This is a genomic window from Amycolatopsis sp. NPDC043887 (genome assembly GCF_056435665.1).
This window is the reverse complement of the sequence record NZ_JBWKEB010000010.1, coordinates 327534-349279: the sequence shown is the minus strand read 5'-3', so window position 1 is coordinate 349279 and position 21746 is coordinate 327534. Positions and strand designations below refer to the sequence as shown.

General features: G+C 70.5%; 21 protein-coding genes and 1 other RNA gene. 12 read left to right on the top strand and 10 right to left on the bottom strand.

The features are described from left to right. Nucleotides 1-96: 96 nt before the first annotated feature. The 3 genes from AC069H_RS27400 to AC069H_RS27390 form a co-directional block, all read right to left on the bottom strand. Nucleotides 97-303, bottom strand: coding sequence for a hypothetical protein (locus AC069H_RS27400; protein ID WP_478234274.1), 207 nt, complete (start codon nucleotides 301-303; stop codon nucleotides 97-99). A gap of 67 nt (nucleotides 304-370) precedes the next feature. Beyond that, the gene (locus AC069H_RS27395) at nucleotides 371-1027 is read right to left on the bottom strand and encodes a response regulator (RefSeq protein ID WP_478224297.1); all 657 of its coding nucleotides are present in this window, start codon (nucleotides 1025-1027) and stop codon (nucleotides 371-373) included. After that, nucleotides 1024-2193 carry a sensor histidine kinase gene (locus AC069H_RS27390; protein ID WP_478234273.1) on the bottom strand — a complete coding sequence of 390 codons (1170 nt, stop codon included), beginning with the start codon at nucleotides 2191-2193 and terminating at the stop codon, nucleotides 1024-1026. The genes AC069H_RS27395 and AC069H_RS27390 overlap by 4 nt, the downstream gene beginning before the upstream one ends. Before the next feature lie 51 nt (nucleotides 2194-2244). Between AC069H_RS27390 and AC069H_RS27385 the strand changes: the two genes are divergently transcribed. Then, nucleotides 2245-3309 carry an AAA family ATPase gene (locus AC069H_RS27385; RefSeq protein WP_478234272.1) on the top strand — a complete coding sequence of 355 codons (1065 nt, stop codon included), beginning with the start codon at nucleotides 2245-2247 and terminating at the stop codon, nucleotides 3307-3309. Here the strand turns inward: AC069H_RS27385 and AC069H_RS27380 are convergent. Then, the gene (locus tag AC069H_RS27380) at nucleotides 3303-3833 is read right to left on the bottom strand and encodes a hypothetical protein (RefSeq protein WP_478234271.1); all 531 of its coding nucleotides are present in this window, start codon (nucleotides 3831-3833) and stop codon (nucleotides 3303-3305) included. The genes AC069H_RS27385 and AC069H_RS27380 overlap by 7 nt on opposite strands. 169 nt (nucleotides 3834-4002) lie before the next feature. Here AC069H_RS27380 and AC069H_RS27375 point away from each other — a divergent pair, with 169 nt between their 5' ends. After that, a complete protein-coding gene (locus AC069H_RS27375; RefSeq protein ID WP_478224301.1) occupies nucleotides 4003-4752 on the top strand; it encodes a response regulator transcription factor in 750 nt (249 codons plus the stop codon). After that, nucleotides 4730-6211, top strand: a complete 1482-nt coding sequence (locus AC069H_RS27370) for a sensor histidine kinase (protein WP_478234270.1) — start codon at nucleotides 4730-4732, stop codon at nucleotides 6209-6211. Before AC069H_RS27375 ends, AC069H_RS27370 begins: the two co-directional genes overlap by 23 nt. Here the strand turns inward: AC069H_RS27370 and AC069H_RS27365 are convergent. After that, nucleotides 6189-7079 (bottom strand): serine/threonine dehydratase, encoded by an 891-nt coding sequence (locus AC069H_RS27365; RefSeq protein WP_478234269.1) that lies wholly within the window; start codon nucleotides 7077-7079, stop codon nucleotides 6189-6191. The genes AC069H_RS27370 and AC069H_RS27365 overlap by 23 nt on opposite strands. A gap of 45 nt (nucleotides 7080-7124) precedes the next feature. On the opposite strand from AC069H_RS27365, the gene ffs reads away from it, so the two are divergent. Next, an RNA gene (gene ffs / locus AC069H_RS27360) (signal recognition particle sRNA small type) lies at nucleotides 7125-7221 on the top strand. 86 nt (nucleotides 7222-7307) lie between these two features. Here ffs and AC069H_RS27355 read toward each other — a convergent pair. Continuing rightward, on the bottom strand, nucleotides 7308-8141 hold the full coding sequence (locus AC069H_RS27355; protein WP_478234268.1) for a spermidine synthase: 834 nt from the start codon (nucleotides 8139-8141) through the stop codon (nucleotides 7308-7310). Nucleotides 8142-8170: 29 nt separating this feature from the next. Here AC069H_RS27355 and AC069H_RS27350 point away from each other — a divergent pair, with 29 nt between their 5' ends. Further along, a complete protein-coding gene (locus tag AC069H_RS27350) occupies nucleotides 8171-10189 on the top strand; it encodes a DNA polymerase III subunit gamma and tau (RefSeq protein ID WP_478234267.1) in 2019 nt (672 codons plus the stop codon). 58 nt (nucleotides 10190-10247) lie between these two features. On the opposite strand, the gene AC069H_RS27345 is transcribed toward AC069H_RS27350, so the two are convergent. Together AC069H_RS27345 and AC069H_RS27340 are read right to left on the bottom strand one after the other, a co-directional pair. Continuing rightward, nucleotides 10248-11009 carry an endonuclease/exonuclease/phosphatase family protein gene (locus tag AC069H_RS27345; protein WP_478234266.1) on the bottom strand — a complete coding sequence of 254 codons (762 nt, stop codon included), beginning with the start codon at nucleotides 11007-11009 and terminating at the stop codon, nucleotides 10248-10250. After that, on the bottom strand, nucleotides 11006-11986 hold the full coding sequence (locus AC069H_RS27340) for an ArsR/SmtB family transcription factor (protein WP_478234265.1): 981 nt from the start codon (nucleotides 11984-11986) through the stop codon (nucleotides 11006-11008). The genes AC069H_RS27345 and AC069H_RS27340 overlap by 4 nt, the downstream gene beginning before the upstream one ends. Before the next feature lie 249 nt (nucleotides 11987-12235). Between AC069H_RS27340 and AC069H_RS27335 the strand changes: the two genes are divergently transcribed. Then, nucleotides 12236-13027 carry a helix-turn-helix domain-containing protein gene (locus AC069H_RS27335; RefSeq protein WP_478234264.1) on the top strand — a complete coding sequence of 264 codons (792 nt, stop codon included), beginning with the start codon at nucleotides 12236-12238 and terminating at the stop codon, nucleotides 13025-13027. A gap of 48 nt (nucleotides 13028-13075) precedes the next feature. Here the strand turns inward: AC069H_RS27335 and AC069H_RS27330 are convergent, their stop codons facing one another. Continuing rightward, nucleotides 13076-13942, bottom strand: a complete 867-nt coding sequence (locus AC069H_RS27330; RefSeq protein WP_478234263.1) for an N-acetylmuramoyl-L-alanine amidase — start codon at nucleotides 13940-13942, stop codon at nucleotides 13076-13078. 68 nt (nucleotides 13943-14010) lie between these two features. Between AC069H_RS27330 and AC069H_RS27325 the strand changes: the two genes are divergently transcribed. The 4 genes from AC069H_RS27325 to AC069H_RS27310 all read left to right on the top strand — a co-directional run bounded on the left by AC069H_RS27325 (nucleotide 14011) and on the right by AC069H_RS27310 (nucleotide 18192). Continuing rightward, nucleotides 14011-14367 carry a YbaB/EbfC family nucleoid-associated protein gene (locus AC069H_RS27325; protein ID WP_007035126.1) on the top strand — a complete coding sequence of 119 codons (357 nt, stop codon included), beginning with the start codon at nucleotides 14011-14013 and terminating at the stop codon, nucleotides 14365-14367. A 1-nt stretch (nucleotide 14368) separates the two neighbouring features. Then, nucleotides 14369-14965: a recombination mediator RecR gene (gene recR / locus AC069H_RS27320; RefSeq protein WP_005166260.1), complete on the top strand. Its 597-nt coding sequence runs from the start codon at nucleotides 14369-14371 to the stop codon at nucleotides 14963-14965. A gap of 119 nt (nucleotides 14966-15084) precedes the next feature. Next, nucleotides 15085-16005 (top strand): PIG-L family deacetylase, encoded by a 921-nt coding sequence (locus tag AC069H_RS27315; RefSeq protein ID WP_478234262.1) that lies wholly within the window; start codon nucleotides 15085-15087, stop codon nucleotides 16003-16005. Nucleotides 16006-16233: 228 nt separating this feature from the next. Continuing rightward, nucleotides 16234-18192 (top strand): DUF6541 family protein, encoded by a 1959-nt coding sequence (locus tag AC069H_RS27310; RefSeq protein ID WP_478234261.1) that lies wholly within the window; start codon nucleotides 16234-16236, stop codon nucleotides 18190-18192. A gap of 12 nt (nucleotides 18193-18204) precedes the next feature. On the opposite strand, the gene AC069H_RS27305 is transcribed toward AC069H_RS27310, so the two are convergent. Next, complete coding sequence (locus AC069H_RS27305) at nucleotides 18205-19302, bottom strand: UDP-N-acetylglucosamine 2-epimerase (protein ID WP_478234260.1); 1098 nt, start codon at nucleotides 19300-19302, stop codon at nucleotides 18205-18207. An 85-nt stretch (nucleotides 19303-19387) separates the two neighbouring features. Here AC069H_RS27305 and AC069H_RS27300 point away from each other — a divergent pair, with 85 nt between their 5' ends. Further along, a complete protein-coding gene (locus AC069H_RS27300; RefSeq protein WP_478234259.1) occupies nucleotides 19388-20407 on the top strand; it encodes a glycosyltransferase in 1020 nt (339 codons plus the stop codon). Beyond that, nucleotides 20404-21717, top strand: coding sequence for a lipopolysaccharide biosynthesis protein (locus AC069H_RS27295; protein ID WP_478234258.1), 1314 nt, complete (start codon nucleotides 20404-20406; stop codon nucleotides 21715-21717). The genes AC069H_RS27300 and AC069H_RS27295 overlap by 4 nt, the downstream gene beginning before the upstream one ends. Nucleotides 21718-21746 lie beyond the last annotated feature (29 nt).

Below are 21746 nucleotides of genomic sequence, written 5' to 3'. Positions count from 1 at the left end.
CCCATGGCTCCACGCCTACAATCACCACCGCGGCCACACCGCACTCGGCGGCCACCCACCCGCCAGCCGCGTTCCCAACCTCTCAGGTCACTACAGCTAGTCGTCAGTGGGTGCCCGGCGCGTGCGGCGGGCGGTGGCGGCCAGCAGCACCACCCCGACCAGGAACGCGACGAGCCCGATCAGGAACCACAGTTTCTGCCCGGTCATGAAGCTGCCGGTCAGCACGCCGGCGCCCTGGAGCACCCAGACGCCGCCGACCAGCAGGAAGACCAGCCCGACCGTCAGCGTGACCCAGCGTTTCATGCACAGCTCCCCGCCTCGACGTGCCCTGCGGCGATTCTGGCACCGGGAGCCCTGTCCGGCGAACCGATCACCGTCCGCCGACGAGACCGTTCCGGTAGGCGTAGACGACGGCGTGCACCCTGTCCCGCAGCCCGAGCTTCGCCAGGATCCGGGAGACGTGGGTCTTCACCGTCTCTTCGCCCACGTGCAGATGCGCGGCGATCTCCGCGTTGCTGGAGGCGTCGGCGACGAGGAGGAGGACTTCGCGTTCGCGGGAAGTGAGCCGTTCCAGTTCCGCCGGTTCGGCGGCCGCGGGTTCGATGCTGGTGGCGAAGGTCGAGACCAGCCGCCGGGTCACCGTCGGGTCGATCAGCGCGTCGCCGCGCGCGGCCACCCGCATGGCGGAGACGAGCTCTTCGGGGGCGAGGCTCTTCAGCAGGAACCCGCTCGCACCGGCCCGAAGCGCGCGATAGACGTACTCGTCGGAGTCGTAGGTCGTCAGCACGAGGACGCGGGTGTCGTTCCCCGGCGCGGACATGATCGCCTCGGTCGCGGCCAGACCGTCCAATTTGGGCATCCGGACGTCGAGCACGGCGACGTCCGGGCGCAGCTCGGCGGCGTGGGCGACGGCCTCGCGTCCGTCGGCGGCCTCGCCGACGCATTCGAAGTCCGCCTGGGTGTCCAGCACCGCGCGCATCCCGGACCGGAACATCGCGTGGTCGTCGGCGAGCAGAACCCGGATCACTGTGCCTCCAAAGGAAAACCGACGCGGACCCGCCAGCCCCTGCCGTCGTCGAGCGGGCCGCATTCCGCCTGTCCGCCGAACAACGCGACCCGCTGCCGGATCCCGGCGAGCCCGCGTTTCGTCGACTCGGCCGCCGCGTTCGCGTGGCCGATCTCGTTCGTGATCGTGAGGATCACCTCCGTCTGCCGGTAGGCGAGGTCGATCTCGACGATCCCGCCGGAGCCGTGCCGGAGCGCGTTCGTCAGCGCCTCCTGCGCGATGCGGTACAACGCGATGTCCACCGAACCCGGGAGCTCCCTCGGCCCGCCGTGGCTCGTCAGCCGCGCCGGCAGCCCGGCGGTGCGGAGGTTGTCGAGCAGCTCGTCGAGGTTGTCCAGCCCCGGCTGCCGTTGCGCGTCACCGTTCTCCTTGCCGTGCAACAGATCCAGCAGACGCCGCAGATCGGCCATCGCGGCCCGGCTCGACGATTCGACCGCCGAGAGCGAACGCCGGACGGCCGGTTCGCCCTCCGGCAGCCCGAGCCGCGCGGCGCCCGCGTGCACGCCGATCGCGCTGACATGGTGGGAGATCACGTCGTGCAGGTCGCGGGCGATCGTCGTGCGTTCCTCGGCGACGGCACGGCGGACCGCTTCGGCTTCGTGTTGTCGCCGTTGTTCCTCCGCGCGCTGGAGATCGGCGATGTACGCGCGCCGCGCGGTCGTGTAGCGGCCGACCATCCACGGCAGCAGGCCGCTCACACCGACTTCGATGAGCAGGAGCCGCCAGTCCTGGTCGTCCCGGTCGGCCGGGATGAGGTTGCAGGCGACGAGCCCGGCGAGCATCACCGCCAGCGCGGCCAGCGCCGGTTTGGCCGAAAGCCAAGCGCCCGCGCGGTAACCCGCGATCAGCACGCCCGCGTTGGTGGCCTGCAGGTAGCGGTCGTACGGGTACAGCAGGAGCGGTGCGGCGGTGAGCAGCACGCCGTGCGCGGCCGAAACCCAGCCGGAATACCGTGAAGGCCCGGCGAGCGCGACGTTCGCGAGGATTCCGCCCAGCAGCACCACCCACGCCTGCCAGCCGAGTGAGAGCGACGGTCCGGCGATGAGGAACAGGCCGGCGTCGGCGACCAGGCAGACGGCCGCGACCGCCCAGGCCTGTCTCGCCAGCGAACCACTGATGTCCCGCACGCGCTCAACTCTGCCCTATTTCGCTGGACAGGGTTCCTAAGATCGAAAGCCATGGGGACCGCGAAGACGCCCGTGCTCTGGACGACAGGCGCGCCAGGTGCCGGGAAATCCACCACGGCCTGGGGTTTGTACCGCCGGGTCGTGGAAGCCGGCGGCAACGTCGCGTACGTCGACATCGACCAGCTCGGGCTGATCGGCCCGCCGCCCGGCGGCGGGGACGCCGCGCACGCGATCAAGGCGGCCAACCTGCTGCGGGTACTGGAAATCCTGCGCGCGCGGGGTGCCGCGCAACTCGTCGTGTCCGGTGTGGTGGATCCGGCGAAGCCGTACATCGAGAGCCGCGACCTCGACCTCACGCTCGTCCGCCTGACGTGTGATCGCGACGAACTCCGGAGCCGGTTTCTCGGTCGTGGCTCACCCGCCGCGGCCTTGCCCGACCTCTTCGCGGTGGCGGACGCCTACGACCGCGCCGGTTTCGGCGAGGAGCTGGACACGACCGGGCAACGACCTGCGGAGACCGTCGAGGCGTTGTTCCACCGCTGTGCCGTGGGCACCGGAAGTGTCCGGCCGCCGGAACCTGGACCGCCGCAGCCCGGGCCGGTGACCGTGGTGACCGGCCCGACGGCGGCCGGCAAGTCGACGGCCGCGTTCGGCGCGCTGCGGGAGCTGTGGGAGCGCGATGTGCCCGTGGCGTACGTCGATCTCGCGCAACTCGGATTCGCGCACCCAGGCCCGGATCCGGCTCTGGAAGCGGCGCTCTTGTCGGCTGTCTGGCGAGGCTATCGCGACGCGGGAGCGAAGCAGCTGATAGTCGTGGCCAGGGAGTTCCGCCCGGAGCACCGGCGGGTCTTCGACGCGGTCACCGTCGTCCACCTCGACGCGGACGGACCGGCGCTCACCGAGCGGGTCCGGCGCCGGGCCGAGGGCGAGTCCGCGTTGCTGGCGGGCGACGAACTCCGCGGCGCGCCACCCGGCGTACGGGACCGGGTGGCCGCCCGCGCGGTCGCCGAGGCGGCGCGGATGCGGCGCGCCGGCGGCGACCGCGTCATCCTCGACACCTCCGGACAGGAACCCGCCGAAACGGCCGCCGCGTTGCTCGCCGTCGTGGCTCAGTAGCGCCGCTGACCGGGCGGCCCGCCGCGCTGGTTCTGCGCGGGCTTGCCGATGCTCGTCGCCGTCGCGGTGCTCCCGGTGACCGCGGCGTTCACCGTCACCGTCTCGCCGGTCTTGGGATCACCGGTCTTCTTCGTCGACGCGTCGATCGTGTAGACCTGTTTGTAGCCGTCCTTGCTGGTCAGGCTGACGGACGTCGCGCTGATCTCGGTGATCTCGCCGGTCTGCATCCGTTCGGTGCTGTAGCCGCCCTTGCCGTCGGAGACGACGAAGTCGCCGTGCAGCGCGTCGCGCGGCATACCGCCGCCAGGGCCCATGAGCACCCGGCCGCCGTCGGGGCCGCCCATCATCCCGCCCTGGACGGCGCCGTTCGCGGCGGTTCCGGCCCAGATCGCGGCTCCGCCGCCGACGGCGATCACCACCGCCACCCCGGCCGCGATCGCGGTCTTGCGGCCCGACCAGGTCTTCTTGTGCTCGCCTTCCGGGGCGGGCGCGCCCCAATCGGCGGGTTGGGTCGGTTCGGTCATCTGGTCGCCTCCGTGTGGTCGGTTGCGGCCATGCTCGGCGCCGTCGCTGTGCGGGAGCTGTGCCATCGGTGGGCACGCGCTGTGATTCCGCCCCGGCAGGGTGATCGTTCACAGGAAACGCACAGGCGGCACACAGAGAAGCCTCATCGCCGCCGCCCAGGATGGCAGCATGACCAGTGTGAACGTCCCATCGTCCGGTTCCGCGAAGGCCGGCCTGCGCCGTGCCGACGGCAGCCCCGTGCGGGTGCTGGTCGTCGACGACGAGGCGACCCTGTCCGAACTCGTGTCGATGGCGCTCCGCATGGAGGGCTGGGACATCCGCACCGCCGCCGACGGCACCGAGGCCGTCCGCGTCGCGCGGGAGTTCCGGCCGGACGCGGTGGTGCTGGACGTCATGCTGCCGGATATGAGCGGCCTGGAAGTGTTGCGGCGCCTGCGTTCCGAGGTGCCGAACCTGCCGGTGCTGTTCCTGACCGCGAAGGACGCGGTGGAGGACCGGATCGCCGGGCTCACCGCGGGCGGCGACGACTACGTCACCAAACCGTTCAGCCTGGAGGAGGTCGCGTTGCGGCTGCGCGCGCTGCTCCGGCGCGCGGGCGGCGTCGCCGGGCCGCGCGGATCGATGTTGGTCGTCGGGGACCTGACCCTGGATGAGGACAGCCGCGAAGTGCACCGCGGCGGCGACCTGGTGCCGCTGACCGCGACCGAGTTCGAACTGCTGCGTTATCTCATGCGCAATCCCAAGCGCGTGCTGTCCAAGGCGCAGATCCTCGACCGCGTCTGGAGCTACGACTTCGGCGGCCAGGCCAATATCGTCGAGCTGTACATTTCCTACCTCCGCAAGAAGATCGACGCCGACAGGGAACCGATGATCCACACGATGCGCGGCGCCGGGTATGTCCTCAAACCCGCGGGGTAGGCGGCCCTGGTCCCTGCGGCGGCGGCTGATCGCGCAGGTCGCGGGGCTGCTCGCGCTCGTCTGCCTGGTGGTGGGCGTGGTGACCGAACTGGCGCTGCGGGACTTCCTGATCGACCAGCTCGACGCGCGGATCGCCGAGACCAGCGAACGCGCCAGCCGTCCGCCGCCGCCGGGGCGCCCTGGCGGGGAACGGGTGCCGGAAGGCCTGCGCGCGTACGGCCAGAGCACCGGTTCGTTGTTCGTGAACATCCTCCCGGACGGGCGGGTGGTCGCGGCGGTGCTGCGGTCCAGCTACGACGCGAAGGTCGCCGACCCGTTCCCCCACGACCCGATCGGCCCGGCCCAGCTCTCGGCCCTGTTGCGGTCGACGCCCACCGACAAGCCCACCGACGTGGACCTCGGATCACTCGGGGAGTACCGCGTGGTGGCCAAGCCGTCGTCCAACGGCGGTGTCGCGATCACCGGACTGCCCACAAAGGACGTCACGGACACCTTGTGGAACCTGGGTTTCATCTTCGGCGGGGTCGCCGTCGGCGGCGTCCTGCTGGCGGGCGCGCTCGGCGCGGTGACCGTGCGGCGCACCATGAAACCCCTCGATCGACTGGCCGCCACCGCGACCAGGGTCGCCGAGCTCCCGCTCGACCGCGGCGAGGTCGCCCTGTCCGAGCGAGTGTCCGAAGTGGACACCGATCCGCGGACCGAGGTCGGGAAGGTCGGCTTCGCGCTCAATCGCATGCTCGGCCACATCTCGAACGCGCTTTCCGCCCGCCAGGCCAGTGAAAGCCGGGTGCGCCGGTTCGTCGCGGACGCCAGCCACGAACTCCGGACGCCGCTCGCGGCCATCCGCGGCTACGCGGAACTCACCCGGCGCTCCGGCTCCGAGGTGCCGCCGGACATCGCGTTCGCGATGGGCCGGGTCGAGTCGGAGTCGACCAGGATGACCGGCCTGGTCGAGGATCTGCTGCTGCTGGCCAGGCTCGATTCCGGTCGTCCGGTGGTGCACCAGCCGGTCGATCTCTCCCGGCTGGTCGCGGACGCCGTCGCCGACGCGCACGTCGCCGGGCCGGAGCACAAATGGCTGCTGGAGGTCCCGCCGGAGCCGATCATCGTCCTCGGCGACGCGGATCAGCTGCACCAGGTGGTGATCAACCTGCTCGGCAACGCGCGTACGCACACCTCGGCGGGGACAGAGGTCGCCACCGCTTTGTCCATAGTGGACTCGACCGTGACGCTGTCCATTGTCGACGGTGGACCGGGGATCCCGCCGGAGATCCTCCCGGAGGTCTTCGAACGTTTCGCCCGCGGCGACGACTCGCGATCGCGGGCCGCCGGCAGCACGGGTCTGGGCCTCGCCATCGTCGCGGCCGTCGTCGCCGCGCACGGCGGGCAGGTCGGGGTCGCCAGCCGTCCGGGGCGGACGGAGTTCCGGGTCGTGCTCAGGGCGTCCAGTCACTGTTAGCACCGCACAGGACGACGCAGGGCAGCTCGCCCTCGGTCCGCCCCGCCAGCCACGCGGCGAACGGGACCGCGGCCGCCGGTTCGACGGCGAGGCGGAACTCGTCCCACAGCCGGTCCCGCGCGGCGAGCAGTTCCGCGTCGCTGACCAGCACGGACGTCACCCGCTCGCGGAGCACGGCGAACGGGACGCTCCCGATCCTGGTCGCGCCCAGCGCGGACGCGGCCACCGAGTCGATCTCCACGTCCACGGGCTCGCCCGCCTCCAACGCCGCGCTGAGCGCACGGCATCGCTCCGGCTCGACGGCGAACGTCGGCACCCCGGCCAGCGACATCCCCGCGACCAGCCCGCCACCGCCGACCGCGACCAGGAACGCGTCGACGTCCGGGGCGTCCTGGACCACTTCGGCCGCCACGGTGCCCTGACCGGCGACGACGGTGGGAGCGTCGTACGCGTGCAGGTACCGCGTACCCGGCTCTGAGGCGGCTTCGAGTGCCTTCGCGGCCGCCTCCGCGTACGTCGCTCCGTGACGGATCAGCTTGGCGCCCGTCGCCTCGATCCGAGCCGTCTTCGCCTGCGGAGCCGACTCCGGCACGTACACCGTCGCAGGCAGATTCAGCAGCGAAGCCGCCGTCGCCACGCCCAGTCCGTGGTTGCCGCCGGAAGCCGTCAGCACGCGCTCCGGCAACGGCCCGCTCACCAGCGCGTTCACCGCGCCCCGCAGTTTGAACGATCCGCTTCGCTGCAGATGCTCCAGCTTGAGGATCAGCGGCCGCCCGTCGACCTCGGCGCGCAGCAGCGGCGTGTGTCGCACGAACGGGTGGACGGCCTCGGCGGCCTTGCGGACATCTGCCCAGGTCGGAGTGCTCATACCCCCCACTGTCCTCCATGCATGGACGGGAGTGGCTACACTGGACCCCGGATCCCGCGCGGCGTCCATCTTGTGAACCTCCCCAGGGCCGGAAGGCAGCAAGGATAAGCAAGCTCTGACGGGTGCGCGGGATCCGCCTTATTTTTTGGGGTGCGACCCCAGGCCCGCCCGGCGGGGCTTCGCCCCCGGACCCCCACGGTTGGTCGCTTGGGTGACCGCGTGCGGGTTCTAGAAGATCCCGAACACATCCTTCGGCGGTACTGGGGACGGTAGGGCCTCCGCATCCGTGATGGGGCGGGCCGTCCCCTGAAGCGTCCGGAGGTCTTCTCCCGCGACGCAGCGAGCCGGGTAGGCGGACGACGCGGCTCGGCGGGTCAGGTCCGTGACCGGGAGTTCGACGCGAGAAGCGGCGACCACGATGTTCCCGAACCGGCGGCCCCGGAGAACGCCCGGTTCCGCGAGCAGGGCCAGGTGGGGGAAGGAACTCGCCACAGTCGCCAGGAACCGGCGGAGGAACGGCAGGTTCGGCCCGTCGGAGACGTTGGCGACGTAGGTCCCGGCCGGGCGGAGGACCCGCGCGATCTCGCTCGTGAACTCGACGGTCGCGAGCCCACCGGCCAGGACTCCGCGTTCGAAAGCGTCCACGATGACCAGGTCGGCCGAAGCGTCGTACCTGCCGGAGACGCCTTCGCGGCCGTCGCCGACACGGACCTTCAGCCCCTTCAGGCCCAGTTGCTCGCGGACGAGCGCGACGAGTTCACCGTCGGCGTCGAAGACCAGTTGCCGTGACCGCGGCCGCGCCGCGGCGATGTAGCGGGGCAGCGTGCAGGCCGCCCCGCCGACGTGCAGCGCGTCGAGCGGGCCTTCGCCGAGACAGTCGACGACGTCGGCGATCCGGCGGATGTAGTCGAACTCGAGATCCGTGGGATCGTCGAGATTGACGTGCGACTGGGCCACACCGTCGACCGAGATCAGCCAGGCGTCGGGGCGGTCGGCGTCCTGGAGCAGTTCGGCGGTGCCGAAGCGGACCGGATACGTGCCTGGGGTCGGTGCTGGTCTCACCGTCGGACCTTCCCGGTAGTCTCGCGGCCGTGGCTCTAGCTCTATACCGAAAGTACCGTCCGGCTACCTTCGCCGAGGTCGTCGGGCAGGAGCATGTGACCGATCCGCTGCGCACGGCGCTGTCCGCCGGCCGCATCAACCACGCCTACCTCTTCTCCGGCCCGCGCGGCTGCGGCAAGACGTCCAGTGCCCGCATCATGGCGCGGTCACTGAACTGCGCGAAGGGCCCGACGCCGGATCCGTGCGGCGAGTGCAACTCGTGCCGCAACCTCGCGCCCGAAGGCCCCGGCAGTGTCGACGTCACCGAACTCGACGCAGCCAGCCACGGTGGCGTCGACGACGCCCGCGAGCTGCGGGACAGGGCCTTCTACGCCCCGGCCGACTCGCGCTATCGCGTCTTCATCATCGACGAGGCGCACATGGTCACCACGCAGGGCTTCAACGCCCTGCTGAAGATCGTGGAAGAGCCGCCGGAGCACCTGATCTTCATCTTCGCGACCACCGAACCGGACAAGGTGCTCCCCACCATCCGGTCGCGGACGCACCACTACCCCTTCCGGCTGATCCCGCCCAGTTCCATGCGCGAGCTGCTGGAACGCAACGTCGCCGCCGAGGGCGCGAAGGTCGAGCCCGCGGTGTATCCGCTGGTCATCCGCGCGGGCGGGGGTTCGGCGCGGGACACGCAGTCGGTGCTGGACCAGCTGCTGGCGGGGGCCGGGCCGGACGGCGTCGACTACTCGCGCGCGGTGTCGCTGCTGGGCGTCACCGACGTCGCGCTCATCGACGGCATGGTCGACGCGCTGGCCGCGGACGACGCCGCCGCGGTGTTCGGCACCGTCGAGCGGCTCGCCGAGGCCGGGCACGACCCGCGCCGGTTCGCCACCGACCTGCTCGACCGCCTGCGCGACCTGGTGATGCTGCGTTCCGTGCCCGACGCGGGTGAGCGCGGACTCGTCGCCGCGCCGGACGACGAACTCAAGAAGATGAAGGAGCAGGCGGGCAAACTGGAGCCCGCCACGCTCTCGCGCTACGCCGACATCGTCCACAATGGACTTTTGGAGATGCGGGGCGCGACCTCGCCGAGGCTGGTCCTGGAGTTGCTCACGGCGCGGATGCTGCTGCCGTCGGTCGCCGAGGGCACCGACGCGTTGCTCGCCCGGCTCGAACGGCTCGAACGCCGTGCCGCTTCGGCTCCGGCGGCCGTCGCCGCCGCTCCGTCGCCGGCCGCTCAAGCCGCTCCGGTGGCCCAGTCCGCTCCGGTCGCTCCGGCGGGTGAGCCCGTGCGCGAGTTCCAGCGGCCGTCGCAACGGGCCGCCGCACCCGCGCAGCCGCAGGCCGCACCGGCTCCCCAAGCCGCCCAGCAGCCCGCTCCACGGCCCGCCGCGCGGCCCGAGCCGGTCATCGATCGGCCCACCCCGCCCCCGGCCGCCGCGCCCGCTCCCGCCGCGGCTTCCGATGGCGCGACGGACGTGGACGGGATCCGCGGCCGCTGGCCGCAGGTGCTCGCCGCGATCCGCAAGGTGCCGGGCGGCCGCAGCACCGAAGCGATGCTCACGCAGGCCAGCGTGGTGAGTGTCGAGGGCAACGCCGTCACGCTCACGCACAGCGCCGAGCCGCTGGCCCGACGGCTTTCCGAGCCGCACAACGCGGAGCGCGTCGCGACCGCGTTCAAGGAGGTCTTCGGCGGCGACTGGCAGGTGCGCTGCGTCCACGGCGCCGCACAGGCCCGGCAGGCCGCCGCGCCCAAGGCCGCGCCGCAGCCACCGGCGCCCGAGCGGTCCTTCACCCGCCGGTCCGTCGAAGCGCCCGCCGCCCCTCCTGCGCCGCCCGCGCCCAAGCCGGAGCCCCAGCGGCCGAAGGTGACGACCTCCGAGCCGGACATCCCGCTCCCGCCCGAGCCGGTCGAGGAGGACGAGGACCTCTACAACGAGGACGCGAGCCCCGCCCCGCCGCCTCCGCCGCTCCCGCCCGAGCAGGATCCGGAAGAGATCGCCCGGAAGCTGCTCGCCGACCATCTCAACGCCCGCCCGCTCGACGAGCGCAAGTAGTCCTCTGGATGCGGTCCTTGCACGCGCAACGACCGCATCCAGAGGACGAAACGCGGGGTCAGCGGGTCAAGGTGACCCGCCACGCCGGGTGGTCGGTGCCGGGGATCGACGTCTTCCCGGAGCTTCCGAAGCCGAAGACGCCACCGGCGATGATGTGCTGCACGCCGCCGTCGCCCTTCCGGAACGAGCCCGCGGGGACGCACGCCTGCGCGCTGGGGTCGCCCGGGTAGCGCAGGTTCAGGTCACCGCCGAACACGGTGCCGGTGCCGTACTTCGCCAGCAGGCCCTTCAGGTCCTGGCACTGCCGCTCGACCGCGGGTCGCTTTGTCGACAAATGCGTCGTGCACGCGGTGACCGTGCCGAACTTCGCGCACAGGTAGGCGCGCTGTTCCGCGCCGCCGTCCTGAGGCCCGTAGTAGCCGCCTTCGCGCGCCTTCACCGCGCCGAGGTCTTGCCTGGCCAGCACCGCGATGCCGTACTCGCCACGCCCTGACGTGCACGGATACGGTGACGTCCGGCCGTTCTCCTTCTTGCCGACGGGCTGCCACACGACCGTGTACGCCCGGCCGGACCGCGCCTTGACGTCGGCGGCCAGCTTCGTCGTTTCCGACGAGCAGGCCTCGTTCAAGGTCACGACGGCAGGGTTCACCGCGACGATCGTGCTCGCCGCCTTCGCCATCGGGTTCGTCCCGCCCTGGTCGAAGCAGTTCGCGACCCCGCTCCGGCACAGGTTCATCTGCAGCACCGGGAAGTCCGTCGCCGCGGCGGCTGGGGCGGCCGTGCCCACGATCAGGGCGACGGCGGCGAGTACCGATTTCATGGAGCGGTCCCTTCGTGGAGTTCCCCGGCGAGCAGTGCCGTGCCGAGCCGGGTGAGGTGGTGCAGGATGGCGCTGCCCTGCCGGGCACTGGTGACGAGCCCGGCCTCGCGCAGCACGGCGGCCTGTTTGCTGGCCGTGCCGATCGACGTGCCGAGGCATGAGGCCAGCTTGCTGGTCGTGCGCGGGGCACGCAGCGCGCCGAGGCTTTCGGCGCGGGTCCGGCCGAGGAGCGCCACCAGTTCGGGGGACACGTCCGCGGGGTGGGTGCCGGTCACCCTGGCCGGGTACAGCAGCACCGGCGGCAGCGCCGGATCGATGAACGTGACCGGCGTGTTCGCGCAGAACCGGCTCGGGATCAAGGTCAGCCCCCGGCCGTCGAGATGGACGGTCCGTTCCCGTGGGTACGCGATCTCCAGCACCTCGCCGTCCCAGCCGCGGACGCCGGGGATGCCGCGCATCATCGCCCCCGCCCCCTCGGTGGCCAGCGTGCGGACCCGCCGTGCCCGGTCGGCGGCGACGGTCTCGCGCATGCTGTGCCAGAACGGCTCGATCACCAAGCCGTACGCGTCCCGCAGCGCGCCGACGACCCCGCTGACCTCCTCGCGATCACCGTCGGCGAGCCGCTTCACCCAGGGCGGCGCGGCGCCGGTGAACACGGTCCGGAGATCGGCGCGCAACCGCCCGCGAGGCGTGCACGCCACCGCCTCGAGCCCGCTTTCGAAGGAACCCGCCGAGGTGGGCGGGGTCAGGAAGTCGGGAAAGTTCCCCTTCGGTGGAACCAGCGTGAACAAGGTCTTCAGCGATCGTGCCGCTTCTTCGTTCTGGCGCAGGTTCAGCCGGACCTGCTGCCGCCAGGCCGACGGGCGGTCCTCCCTCAGCTGATGCGAACCGAGGACCAGTTCCCACAGTGGGTCGGGTGCTTCGGCTATCCGGATCCCTTGGAGATCCTTCCGATCGAAGATCATGCGCAGAGTCATGCCCAGTCCCCCTCAAGACGGCATTTTCTTCTCCGCCGGTAACTCAAACGTGCCGGACATGCCGAGACAAGCCATTCGGCCCAATCCGGGAGGGTGGGACGGAAACCCGGCGCCGACCTGCGGAGACACCGGCGCGTGGGACGACATCGGGAGGTCTCACGCCGGGGATTTTTTCGCTGGGACGAAAAGGTGTGTCCCGTCGCTGGGTCCATCGGTGACGCTTAGTAGGCACCACGCGGGGAGGGATCCATGGCAGGGGGAGGACACGGCCGGGCCTTGGCGGAACTGCTCGAAGAGCTGAAACGGCGTAGCGGCCACAGCTACGAACGGATCGGCGTCAAGGCACATCTGAGCCGTTCGACCGTTCACCGCTACTGCAGCGGTGCCAGCGTCCCGGCCGCTTTCGGGCCGCTGGAACGGATCGCGACAGCCTGCGATGCGGGGCGCGACGAACTGTCGGCGCTCTTCCGGTTGTGGGAACGCGCGGACGCGGCAAGGGGAGATGTCGCGTCCGCGCCTCCCGTGCCCGATCCGGTGCCGGAGCCCAGGGCGCGGCACCGGATCGGATGGTGGCCGCTGGTGGCCTCGCTCGTCATGGTCACCCTGGTCGGGGCGAGCGCCGTGCCCGCGGCGGAACCGGTCGCGCGGACGGTCCACGCCCCGATGTGGACGGACCTCCCGGCCCCGGTGGGCAAAGAGTTCTTCGGGGTGACCGCGAACAGCGAGACCGGGCTGATGCCGTCGTTCGGCGCCGGGGCCGTCCGGCTGGGATTCGGGAACCCGCTGGCAGAACCTGGAACCGCGGCGTGGCAGGCCGGAATGGTCCACTTTGGACAGAATGGTCGACGGCGCGGGCCAGGCGGACCGCCGTCGGCGATGCCGGTTCGAGCGGGACGGCGAGGAGTTCCGGATCGCGTGGGCGCCCGCCGGCACCGCGCGCCTGTCCGCCCCAGGCACGGTGGAACTCCTGGACGGACGCGGCCGGAGACCGGGTCGGGCTTAGTCGAGGTCACGGGCAGCCCGGCGCTGCTCAAGCCCTAGGTCCAGGTGGTCGTGAGTGGCGATTCGGGTTCTCACCCGAATCGCCACTCACGACCCGGCGAGGTAGTCCTCGATGGCCTTCGCGATGACGGCGGCGTACTGCTGACGTCCTTCTTCGCTCGCCATCGCCGCGGCTTCGGCGGCGTTGCGCATGTTCCCGCATTCGACGAGCGCGGCGGGCCGCGTCGAGAGGTTGAGCCCCCCGAGGTCGGCGCGCGGGGCGAGCCCGTTCGACCCGAGGTACGTCGACGTCGGGAAGCCGCCCGCGCGGAGCCCGTCCCGCAACGCCGTCGCGAGTTTCATCGAGGGCTCGCCCTGCTGGGCGTTCAGCGGCGGTGCCGAGTAGGCGACGTGGAAACCGTGCGCCCCGGCGGAATTCGAGCCGTCCGCGTGGATCGACACGACCGCGTCCGCCTGCGCGTCGTTCCCGATCGCGGCGCGTTCGTCGACGCACGGCCCGACCCCGGTGTCGTTCTGCCGGGTAAGGACGACGCGGATTCCCTTGGCCGTCAACGCCTGCGAGATCCGCTGCGAGACGTCCCAGGTGAACGCGTGCTCGGAATAGCCGGAGTTCGTCGACGTTCCGGTGGTGTTGCACGGTTTCGTCTTGCCGCGCCCCGCCGGGACCTGCCTGTTGATCTCGCCCGGCTTGCCGGAGTTCCCGCCGTTGTGACCGGGATCGAGCACGACGACCTTGCCCGTTTTCGGCTGCTGCGTGCTCGGAGGCGGCGGCGCGCTCGAAGACGGCGGCGTGCTCGTCGTGGGACTCGGCTGCGGAAGGGTGGTGAAGACCGTCGTGGTGCCGGGCGGGGCCGGACTCGACGGCGAGGACGCGGGGGTGTCCACCCCGCACGCCGTGAACAGCGTCAATCCGATCGCCACCACAAGGCCCAGCCGTCGTCGCACGGCGCCCACGGTGCCACACGCGTGACGGCTAGGCTGGTAGGCGGCACGGGATTTTCCAGGAGAGGACCGATCGGATCATGGTGCAACCCGGTGGCGGCTTCGACCTGTCGCAGATCATGCAACAGGCCCAGCAGATGCAGCAGAAGCTGGTCGAGGCCCAGGAAGAGCTGGCCAACACGGAGGTGACCGGTACTTCCGGCGGCGGCCTGGTCACCGCGACCGTGTCCGGCGACAGCCAGCTCAAGTCGCTGTCCATCGACCCCAAGGTGGTCGACCCCGACGACGTCGAGACCCTGTCCGACCTGGTCGTCGCGGCCGTGCGGGACGCTTCGGCCAACGCGCAGAAGCTGACCGAGCAGAAGCTCGGCCCGCTCGCCGGCGGCCTCGGTGGCGGGATGCCCGACCTCGGCGGCTTCCCCGGGCTCGGCGGCTAGCTTGTACGAGGGTGTCGTCCAGGATCTGATCGACGAACTCGGGCGGTTGCCCGGCGTCGGTCCCAAGAGCGCGCAGCGGATCGCCTTCCACCTGCTGGCCGCCGATCCCGCGGATATCGCGCGCCTGCAGGAAGTGCTCGGCAAGGTCAAGGAAGGCGTGCAGTTCTGCGAGGTCTGCGGCAACGTCTCGGAGCAGGAGACCTGCCGGATCTGCCGCGACACCCGCCGCGATCTCACGGTCATCTGCGTGGTCGAGGAGCCGAAGGACGTACTGGCGGTCGAGCGGACGCGCGAGTTCAAGGGCCGCTACCACGTGCTCGGCGGCGCGCTGGACCCGTTGTCCGGCATCGGACCCGAGCAGCTGCGCATGCGGGAGCTGCTCGCGCGGATCGGTGGCGCGGAGATCAGCGAGATCATCATCGCGACCGATCCGAACACCGAAGGCGAGGCGACCGCGACGTACCTCGTGCGGATGCTGCGCGACTTCCCCGGCCTGACCGTGACGCGGCTGGCATCCGGTCTGCCGATGGGCGGTGACCTGGAGTTCGCGGACGAACTGACGCTGGGCCGGGCGCTCTCGGGACGGCGGGCTCTCTAGCTTCCTTAGCGCGTGAAGGCCCCCTTCCCTCGGCTCAGCCGCGTGAAGGGGGCCTTCACGCGCGCGTCAGTCACCTGCCTGAACGGGCCGATGACCACTGAAACGAGAGGAAAGACGTCATGCGAGCACGAAGAGCGCGGTCCGCGGTCGCGTCGGCACTGATCGCGGCGACGCTCGCCGCGGCGCACAGCCCGGCCGCGGTCGCCGACGACACCACGACGACGTTGAGTTTCGCGGCGCACCAGGACGACGACCTGCTTTTCATGAACCCCGACATCGCGTCGGACATCCAGGCGGGCTACAACGTCTGGGTCACCTATCTCACCGCGGGTGAGCTGCCCTGCGAAAGTCACCACCCCTGCGGTATGGAATACGCGGACACGCGGATCCAAGGTGTGCGCGCCGCTTACGCCGAGGCGGCCCGGGTGCCGAACGCGTGGACGTACGAGGAAATGCGGTTCGGTGGTCACCCCGTCGCCGTCAATCACCTCAACGGGACGAACGTGCACCTCGTCTTCACCTATATCCACGCGGCCGCCGGACCGGAGGACAATTGCGGGGACCTTTACCGGATGGTGCAGGACGACTCCTATGTGGTCCGGCCGATCGACCACCGGCCCGCGTACACCAAGGCCACTTTCGTCGGCATGGTGAGGTCGATCATCGACCATGTCGGGCCCGACTACATGCGGACGCAGAGCACCATCGGTCACCGGGAACGCCGGCGTGACGGGGTGGCGGACAACGTCGACCATGTCGCCGGTGCGATCCTCGTCGCCGACGCGAACGTCGACGGTGCCGGCGACACGGTGATCCGCAGGGACGAATACCAGGGTTACATAATCACGGATTTCCCGGACAATGTGGGCGGTTACTGGCGGGATCGCAAGCACCAGATCTGGAATCGCTACAAGCCTTTCGACCACCAGATGGGCCCCACCAGCTGGGACAACGTGATGGGTAAGCAATACCGGCCGCAGGGCCGGATCTTCTGGCCGGGTACGCCCTGGGTTCCGCCGGGCGACTTCGGCAAGTGCTAGTGGTATTAGCGGAGGACACGGACCGGCGGGCTCGGCGGGCAACGGTGCTCCGGCCAGGTGGGTCCGCCAGGTCGTACTCGGGTCGCCACGCTGCGTGAAAGGCAAGATCCCGGTAAACCCGTGCCTGCCGCCGTGTGTAAAAATCTGCGTCGGCCTGCCGATCGGACGGCGAAAGTTCGCCGTGTATCCGGATGCGTGCGTCAGGGCCGATAAGCGAGGAATTCCGCCATGGATTGGCTTGCCGCGATACCGGCTGTGTTGCTGTGCGCGTCGCTGTTGGTACTGCCAGGTCTGCCGATCACGTACCTGCTCGGCCTGCGCCGTCTGACGGCCGTCGCGCTCGCGCCGGTCGTCGTGGTGGCCGTGGTCGTGCTGACGGCGATGGCCGCTTCGAAACTCGGCATAGCCTGGTCTCCGTTGCCGGTACTCGGCGTCTTCGCCGGGTTGACGGTGGTGGTCGCCTGTGTGGTCGTCCCGCTCCGCAAGCGGCTGCCGCGGCCGGCGACGGGCGACGGCAGGCAGGTCGTCGGCGCTTCGGTTCTCGGCCTCGCCGGAGCCGCCCTCCTGGGCGCGCTCACCGTGCGCCTGTCGATCCGCGGCCCCGAAGAGCTGATCCAAACCGAGGACTCCGCGTTCCACTACAACGCGATCGCGAACATCCTCAACACCGGTGACGCGTCCACGCTCATGATCGACACCCTTGGCGTGCCGGGCCGGTCCCACGGGTTCTACCCGGCCGCCTGGCACGACCTGGCTTCGCTGTTCGTCATGATCACCGGAGGATCGGTGCCGGCGGCCGCGAACATCCTGTCGATCTCGATCGCGCTGGTCATCTGGCCGCTGGGCTGTGTCCTGCTGATGCGGCAGCTCGCCGGGCCGTCGCGGACGGCGCTGGGGCTCGCCGGTCTGATGAGCATCGCCTTCGGCGCGTTCCCGTGGGAAATGCTCGGCTGGGGGATCCTCTGGCCCAACCTGCTGGGCCTTTCTCTCGTGCCCGCCGCGTTGGCCGCCCTCCTGTCCGTGGCGAAGCTCGCCACGGAGGACGCCATCGGCCGCGGCCGGGCGTGGCTGCTCGTACCGATGTTCGGCGTGGCCGTGACGATCGCCCACCCGAACGCGGTGATCAGCCTGGCGGCGGTCGCGGTGCCGGTGGTGTTCGTCGGTTTCGCCAGGGCGTCGATCCGGCGGTACCGGGCCGGTCGTCGTGGTACCGCCGCCCTCATGGCGGCTCCGATCGTGCTGGCCGCTCCGGTGTACTGGCTGGTCGTCGTCAAATCCGGGCTGTTCGCGGGCACCATGAACGCGGAATCGCCGCCGTTCGAGTCACCGTCGCACGCGCTGGGGGAGGCACTGACCGGGGCCACGAACGGCCGCGGCGCGGGCTGGGTGCTGGCGGTGCTCGTGATCATCGGTGCGGTCTCGTGCTTCCGTCAGCGGTTCCGGCGGTGGCTGGTGGCCTCGCACGCCATCTCGGTCGGCCTCTACGTGCTGGCCGCGGGGGTGCCGGGCGCGGGACGCCGGGTGTTCACCGGCTTCTGGTACACCGACTCCCACCGGCTCGCGGCGATGATCCCGATCACCGGAGTCCCGCTCGCGGTGATCGGGACCATCGCGGTGGTGGCCGCGGTCCGGTCGTGGCTCTCGTCGGTGAGCTTCCTGGAGCACCGGCGGGTCATGGCCGCACGGGCCTCCGCCGCCGCGCTCCCCGTGGTCGTCGTCCTGGCGCTGGTGGCGACCGGCGGACTGAATCTCGTCGATCACCGCAACCGGGTCCTGAGCGCGTATCCCAAGGTCGATCCGCTCGTCAACCAGGAGGAACACGCGCTGTTCGAGCGGATCGGCGAACGAACCGAACCCGGCACGATCGTGGCCCAGATGCCGTACAACGGCAGCCCCTTGGTGATGGCGCTGAGCGGTCGCCAGGTGCTGTTCCCCCAGCTCAACATCGGCAGGCTCACCGCGGACCAGATCTACCTTGCCCGCAATCTCAGCAAGGCGGCGACCGATCCGCGGGTCTGCGAAATCGCCGGCAGGATCAACGTCCGCTACCTGCTGACCAACGACATCCCGCGAGGGAACCTGTGGGACGGGCTGACCTACCCGACCGGCGAGGGCTTCCGTCAGATCGACCAGGGCGGCACGTTCAAGCTGTACCGGATCACGGCCTGCGACGCGTCGGCCGACTGAGGCCGGAGGGGATCAGCAGAAGCCGAGCTGAGCCAGCGTGTTCACGACGATCTCGGACGGGTGGTACTTGTCCATCCAGTTGTCGCCGCGACGCGAGGTGTAGGTGTCGAGGAAGTTGCGCAGCTTGTCGCCGCTCATCTCGGTGAGCTCGATGTTGGCGCCGATGCCGACGTGCCGCTCGGTGCGGTTGCGGTGCACCGCGCACGGCAGGCCGAGGTAGCCGCATTCCTCCTGGAGGCCGCCGGAGTCGGTCACGACGTACTCGGCGCGCGCGACCAGCGGCAGGAACTTCAGGTACCGCAGCTTCGGCCGGATGATGAAGCGGTCGTCGAAAAGGTGCTCCAGCTTGAGAGCGCGCAGCTTCTCCCGCTCCGGCGCGCCCGCCATGTACAGCACCGGCATCTTGCGGCTTTCTTCACGCAGGATCTCGAGCACCTCGCGGTACTTGTCCGGCCGGGACAGCAGCTCGAAGCGGTGCAGGGTGGCGAGGCCGAACTTCTCCGGCAGGTCCTCGACCACCAGCGGCTGGCCGATGGCCAGGCGCATTGAGTCGATCGCGGTGTTCGCCTCGGTGTCGATCACGACGCCGCGGGTGTTCCGCAGGTTGTTCACCTCGCGCGACGTCGGGGCGAAGTGGATGTCGACGACCTTCGCCGCGATCTTGCGGTTGAGCTCCTCGGGCAGCGGTGACAGGATGCTGCCCGACCGCGCCCCCGCCTCGATGTGCCCGACCCGCGACTTGAGGATCCGCTTCCCGATCAGTGCGCCGTAGGGCGTGGTGAACGTGTCGCCGTGCACGAGGACCAGCGGCGGGCGACCGTCCGCGGTCAGCTCGGCACGCAGTTCTTCCCGGCGGCTCCACGCGGTGCGCAGCACCTGGCCGGCCCATCCCGGCACCTGCGCGGGCGACTCGAGATTGTGGGCCTTGTCCCGCGGCACCATCCAGAGATCGGGTTCCGGGAGGTTCAGGTCGGCCACCACGTCGGCCACCTCGTCGACGTGCTGCGCGGTGAACCAGATCTTCGGCCGCATACCGCGCTCGACGATCCCGTGGTAGACGGGCGCGATCTTGATCAGTTCCGCGGTGGTACCGAGGATGAAGGAAATCACCGTGAGTGCCCATTCTCGAGTCGGGTGCGGTGGGCCAAGGATACTGACCGACCCGTCGCCGGAGCTCCCGGGTAGCCTCGGCACCGTGAGTGCGAATCCGCTCGTCCCCTCGCTCAGTGTCGTGATCCCTGTCTACAACGAACAGGACTGGATCGAACGCAGTGTCGGCGCGCTGCTCGCCTCGGCCGAAGCGGCGAACTGGCCGATCGAGGTCGTCGTCGTGGACGACGGCAGTACCGACGCCACGCCGGTGAAGCTCGAAGAGCTGCGCGAACGGCACGGCATCACCGTGCTCAGCCAGGTCAATTCGGGCCGTTTCGAAGCGCGAAGCGCGGGCATCGCGAAGTCGTCCGGCGAGTGGATCGCGCTGCTCGACAGCCGCGTCATCGTCGGCCATGGCAGCCTCACGTTTCTGCGCCAACAGCTCTCGGGCCACTCCGAGCGCGCGGTTTGGAACGGTCACATCGACGTCGCCTCCGAGAACAATCCCTACGCCGGTTTCATGGCGGGGCTCGTGAAGGTTCCTTGGCGCGCGTATTTCGCGAATCCGCGGTTGACGTCCTATGGCATCGAGGAATTCGATGTTTATCCCAAGGGGACGACATTCTTCTGCGCGCGGCGTGAACTTCTCGAAGGGTCGATCACCGCATTCGTCTCCCTCTTCGACGACATTCGCTTCGCGAGTGACGACACCCGCATGCTGCGCTGGATCGCCGAACGCGAGCGGATCTGGCTGGCCCCCGAATTCAACGCGGTCTACAACGGACGCGACTCGTTCGAGAAGTTCGCCCAGCAGGCCTACTTCCGCGGCACCACCTACGTGGACTCCTACATCGGCTCGCCCGGCCCGGCCCGCAACGCCCTGTTCGGCGCGCTGGCCGTCGGAGTGGCCGGTCTCGCCTTCGCGGCGAAGAAGCCGAAGACGACGTTGGCCGCCGGAGTGCTCGGCGCCGTCGCGGCGGGCGAAGTCGTGAAGAAGTGCGGCGCGACCGGCCCGGAGGCCAAGGCGGTCACCAAGCTGCTGCCGGTGTTCGCCGGTGGTTTCGGTGCCGGTGTCCTGCGTGGCCTGGCCATGGCCGTCCGGGCCAGGCTCCGGCGCCGATGAGTTCCGCGGGCGTGGAGGAAGCGGGCGCGAAGGCCGGAGCGCGGAGCGGCCGGACGACGGCGGGCAGCCTCGGCGGCTCGCTGCTCGTGTCGATCGGTCTCGGCTACGTCCTGACCGTCGCCTGCCAGCGCCTGCTGCCCCCGCAGGAGTACGCGGTCTTCGTCACCTTCTGGGGCCTGCTGATGGGTCTCGGCAGCACACTTTCGCCGCTGGAGCAGGAGCTGTCCCGCCAGTCGGCGGTCGCGGCACTCGACGGGGGCAGGGCGGGCCGCCCCGCGCTGCGAGCGGTCGCCGTCGGCGCGGTCGTCGCGGCGGTCTTCTCACTGGCCTTGCTGATCCCGCCGATCAACGACCGGTTGTTCCGCGGTGACTGGACACTGGGGCTGATCGTGCTGGTCGGCGGTGTCGCCTTCGCCTTCCAGTTCGGTACCCGAGGGCTCCTGATCGGACAGCACAAGGTCAAGCCCTTCTCCCTGCTGGTGATCGCCGAACCGGCGGTACGGGCGCTCGTCCTCGGCGTGCTGTTCGTGGCCGTCGCCTACAACGTCGTCACGCTGGCCATCGCGGTCGCCGCCGGCTCGTTCGCCTGGCTGCTGTTCGCCCGCCCGGCCCGCCGTCTGATCGACCCGCACGCGGAGGGCGACGGTTGGGGTGTCACCTCCCGCCGGATGGGCATGCTGCTGGTCGGCGCCGCGCTGACGTCGGCGGTCATCACCGGCTACCCCGCGCTGGTCGGTCTGCTGGCCCCCGGTGACGACGGCGCCAGGGTCGGCGCGCTGTTCGCCGCGCTGGTCATCGCCCGGCTGCCGCTGACCCTGATCGGACCGGTGCAGTCGCTGGTCGTGCCGTTCGTCGTCCGGCTGTCGACCACCGACGAGGGCCGGAATCGCCTGCAACGCGTGCTCGCCCTCGGCGTCGTGGCCTCGTTGGCGCTCGCCGCGCTCGGCGCGCTGGTCGGGTTGTGGCTCGGTCCGTGGGCGGTGCGGTTCGTCAGCGGCCCCGGCTACGACGTCGACGGCTGGTCGGTCGCGGGGCTGGTCTGGTCTTCGGTGGTGCTGGTGCCGATGCAGCTGCTCACGGCCGTGCTCGTGGCCAGGACGCAGGCGCGTCTCGTGCTGATCACCTGGACCGTGGTCACCGGAACGGCCTCCCTGTTCCTGCTGTTCCTGCCCGGTGACACCGTGTTCCGCGCGGTCGTCGCGCTGGCCGTGGCGCCGACGCTCGGTCTCGCGGTCGTGGTCGCGTTCGTGCTCCGGCGTGCCCCGGTGAACGGGACGAAGACAACCCCTGGCTCCGCTGAAACGTCTTGATAGGAGCCCAGTAAGGTGCGACGCACCGG

Coding starts and splice junctions, on each gene's coding strand:
- AC069H_RS27400 (WP_478234274.1), bottom strand. CDS start 303: ATGAAACGCTGGGTCACGCTGACGGTCGGGCTGGTCTTCCTGCTGGTC.
- AC069H_RS27385 (WP_478234272.1), top strand. CDS start 2,245: ATGGGGACCGCGAAGACGCCCGTGCTCTGGACGACAGGCGCGCCAGGT.
- AC069H_RS27380 (WP_478234271.1), bottom strand. CDS start 3,833: ATGACCGAACCGACCCAACCCGCCGATTGGGGCGCGCCCGCCCCGGAA.
- AC069H_RS27375 (WP_478224301.1), top strand. CDS start 4,003: ATGACCAGTGTGAACGTCCCATCGTCCGGTTCCGCGAAGGCCGGCCTG.
- AC069H_RS27370 (WP_478234270.1), top strand. CDS start 4,730: ATGTCCTCAAACCCGCGGGGTAGGCGGCCCTGGTCCCTGCGGCGGCGG.
- AC069H_RS27365 (WP_478234269.1), bottom strand. CDS start 7,079: ATGAGCACTCCGACCTGGGCAGATGTCCGCAAGGCCGCCGAGGCCGTC.
- AC069H_RS27345 (WP_478234266.1), bottom strand. CDS start 11,009: ATGAAATCGGTACTCGCCGCCGTCGCCCTGATCGTGGGCACGGCCGCC.
- AC069H_RS27340 (WP_478234265.1), bottom strand. CDS start 11,986: ATGACTCTGCGCATGATCTTCGATCGGAAGGATCTCCAAGGGATCCGG.
- AC069H_RS27335 (WP_478234264.1), top strand. CDS start 12,236: ATGGCAGGGGGAGGACACGGCCGGGCCTTGGCGGAACTGCTCGAAGAG.
- AC069H_RS27325 (WP_007035126.1), top strand. CDS start 14,011: ATGGTGCAACCCGGTGGCGGCTTCGACCTGTCGCAGATCATGCAACAG.
- AC069H_RS27315 (WP_478234262.1), top strand. CDS start 15,085: ATGCGAGCACGAAGAGCGCGGTCCGCGGTCGCGTCGGCACTGATCGCG.
- AC069H_RS27310 (WP_478234261.1), top strand. CDS start 16,234: ATGGATTGGCTTGCCGCGATACCGGCTGTGTTGCTGTGCGCGTCGCTG.
- AC069H_RS27295 (WP_478234258.1), top strand. CDS start 20,404: ATGAGTTCCGCGGGCGTGGAGGAAGCGGGCGCGAAGGCCGGAGCGCGG.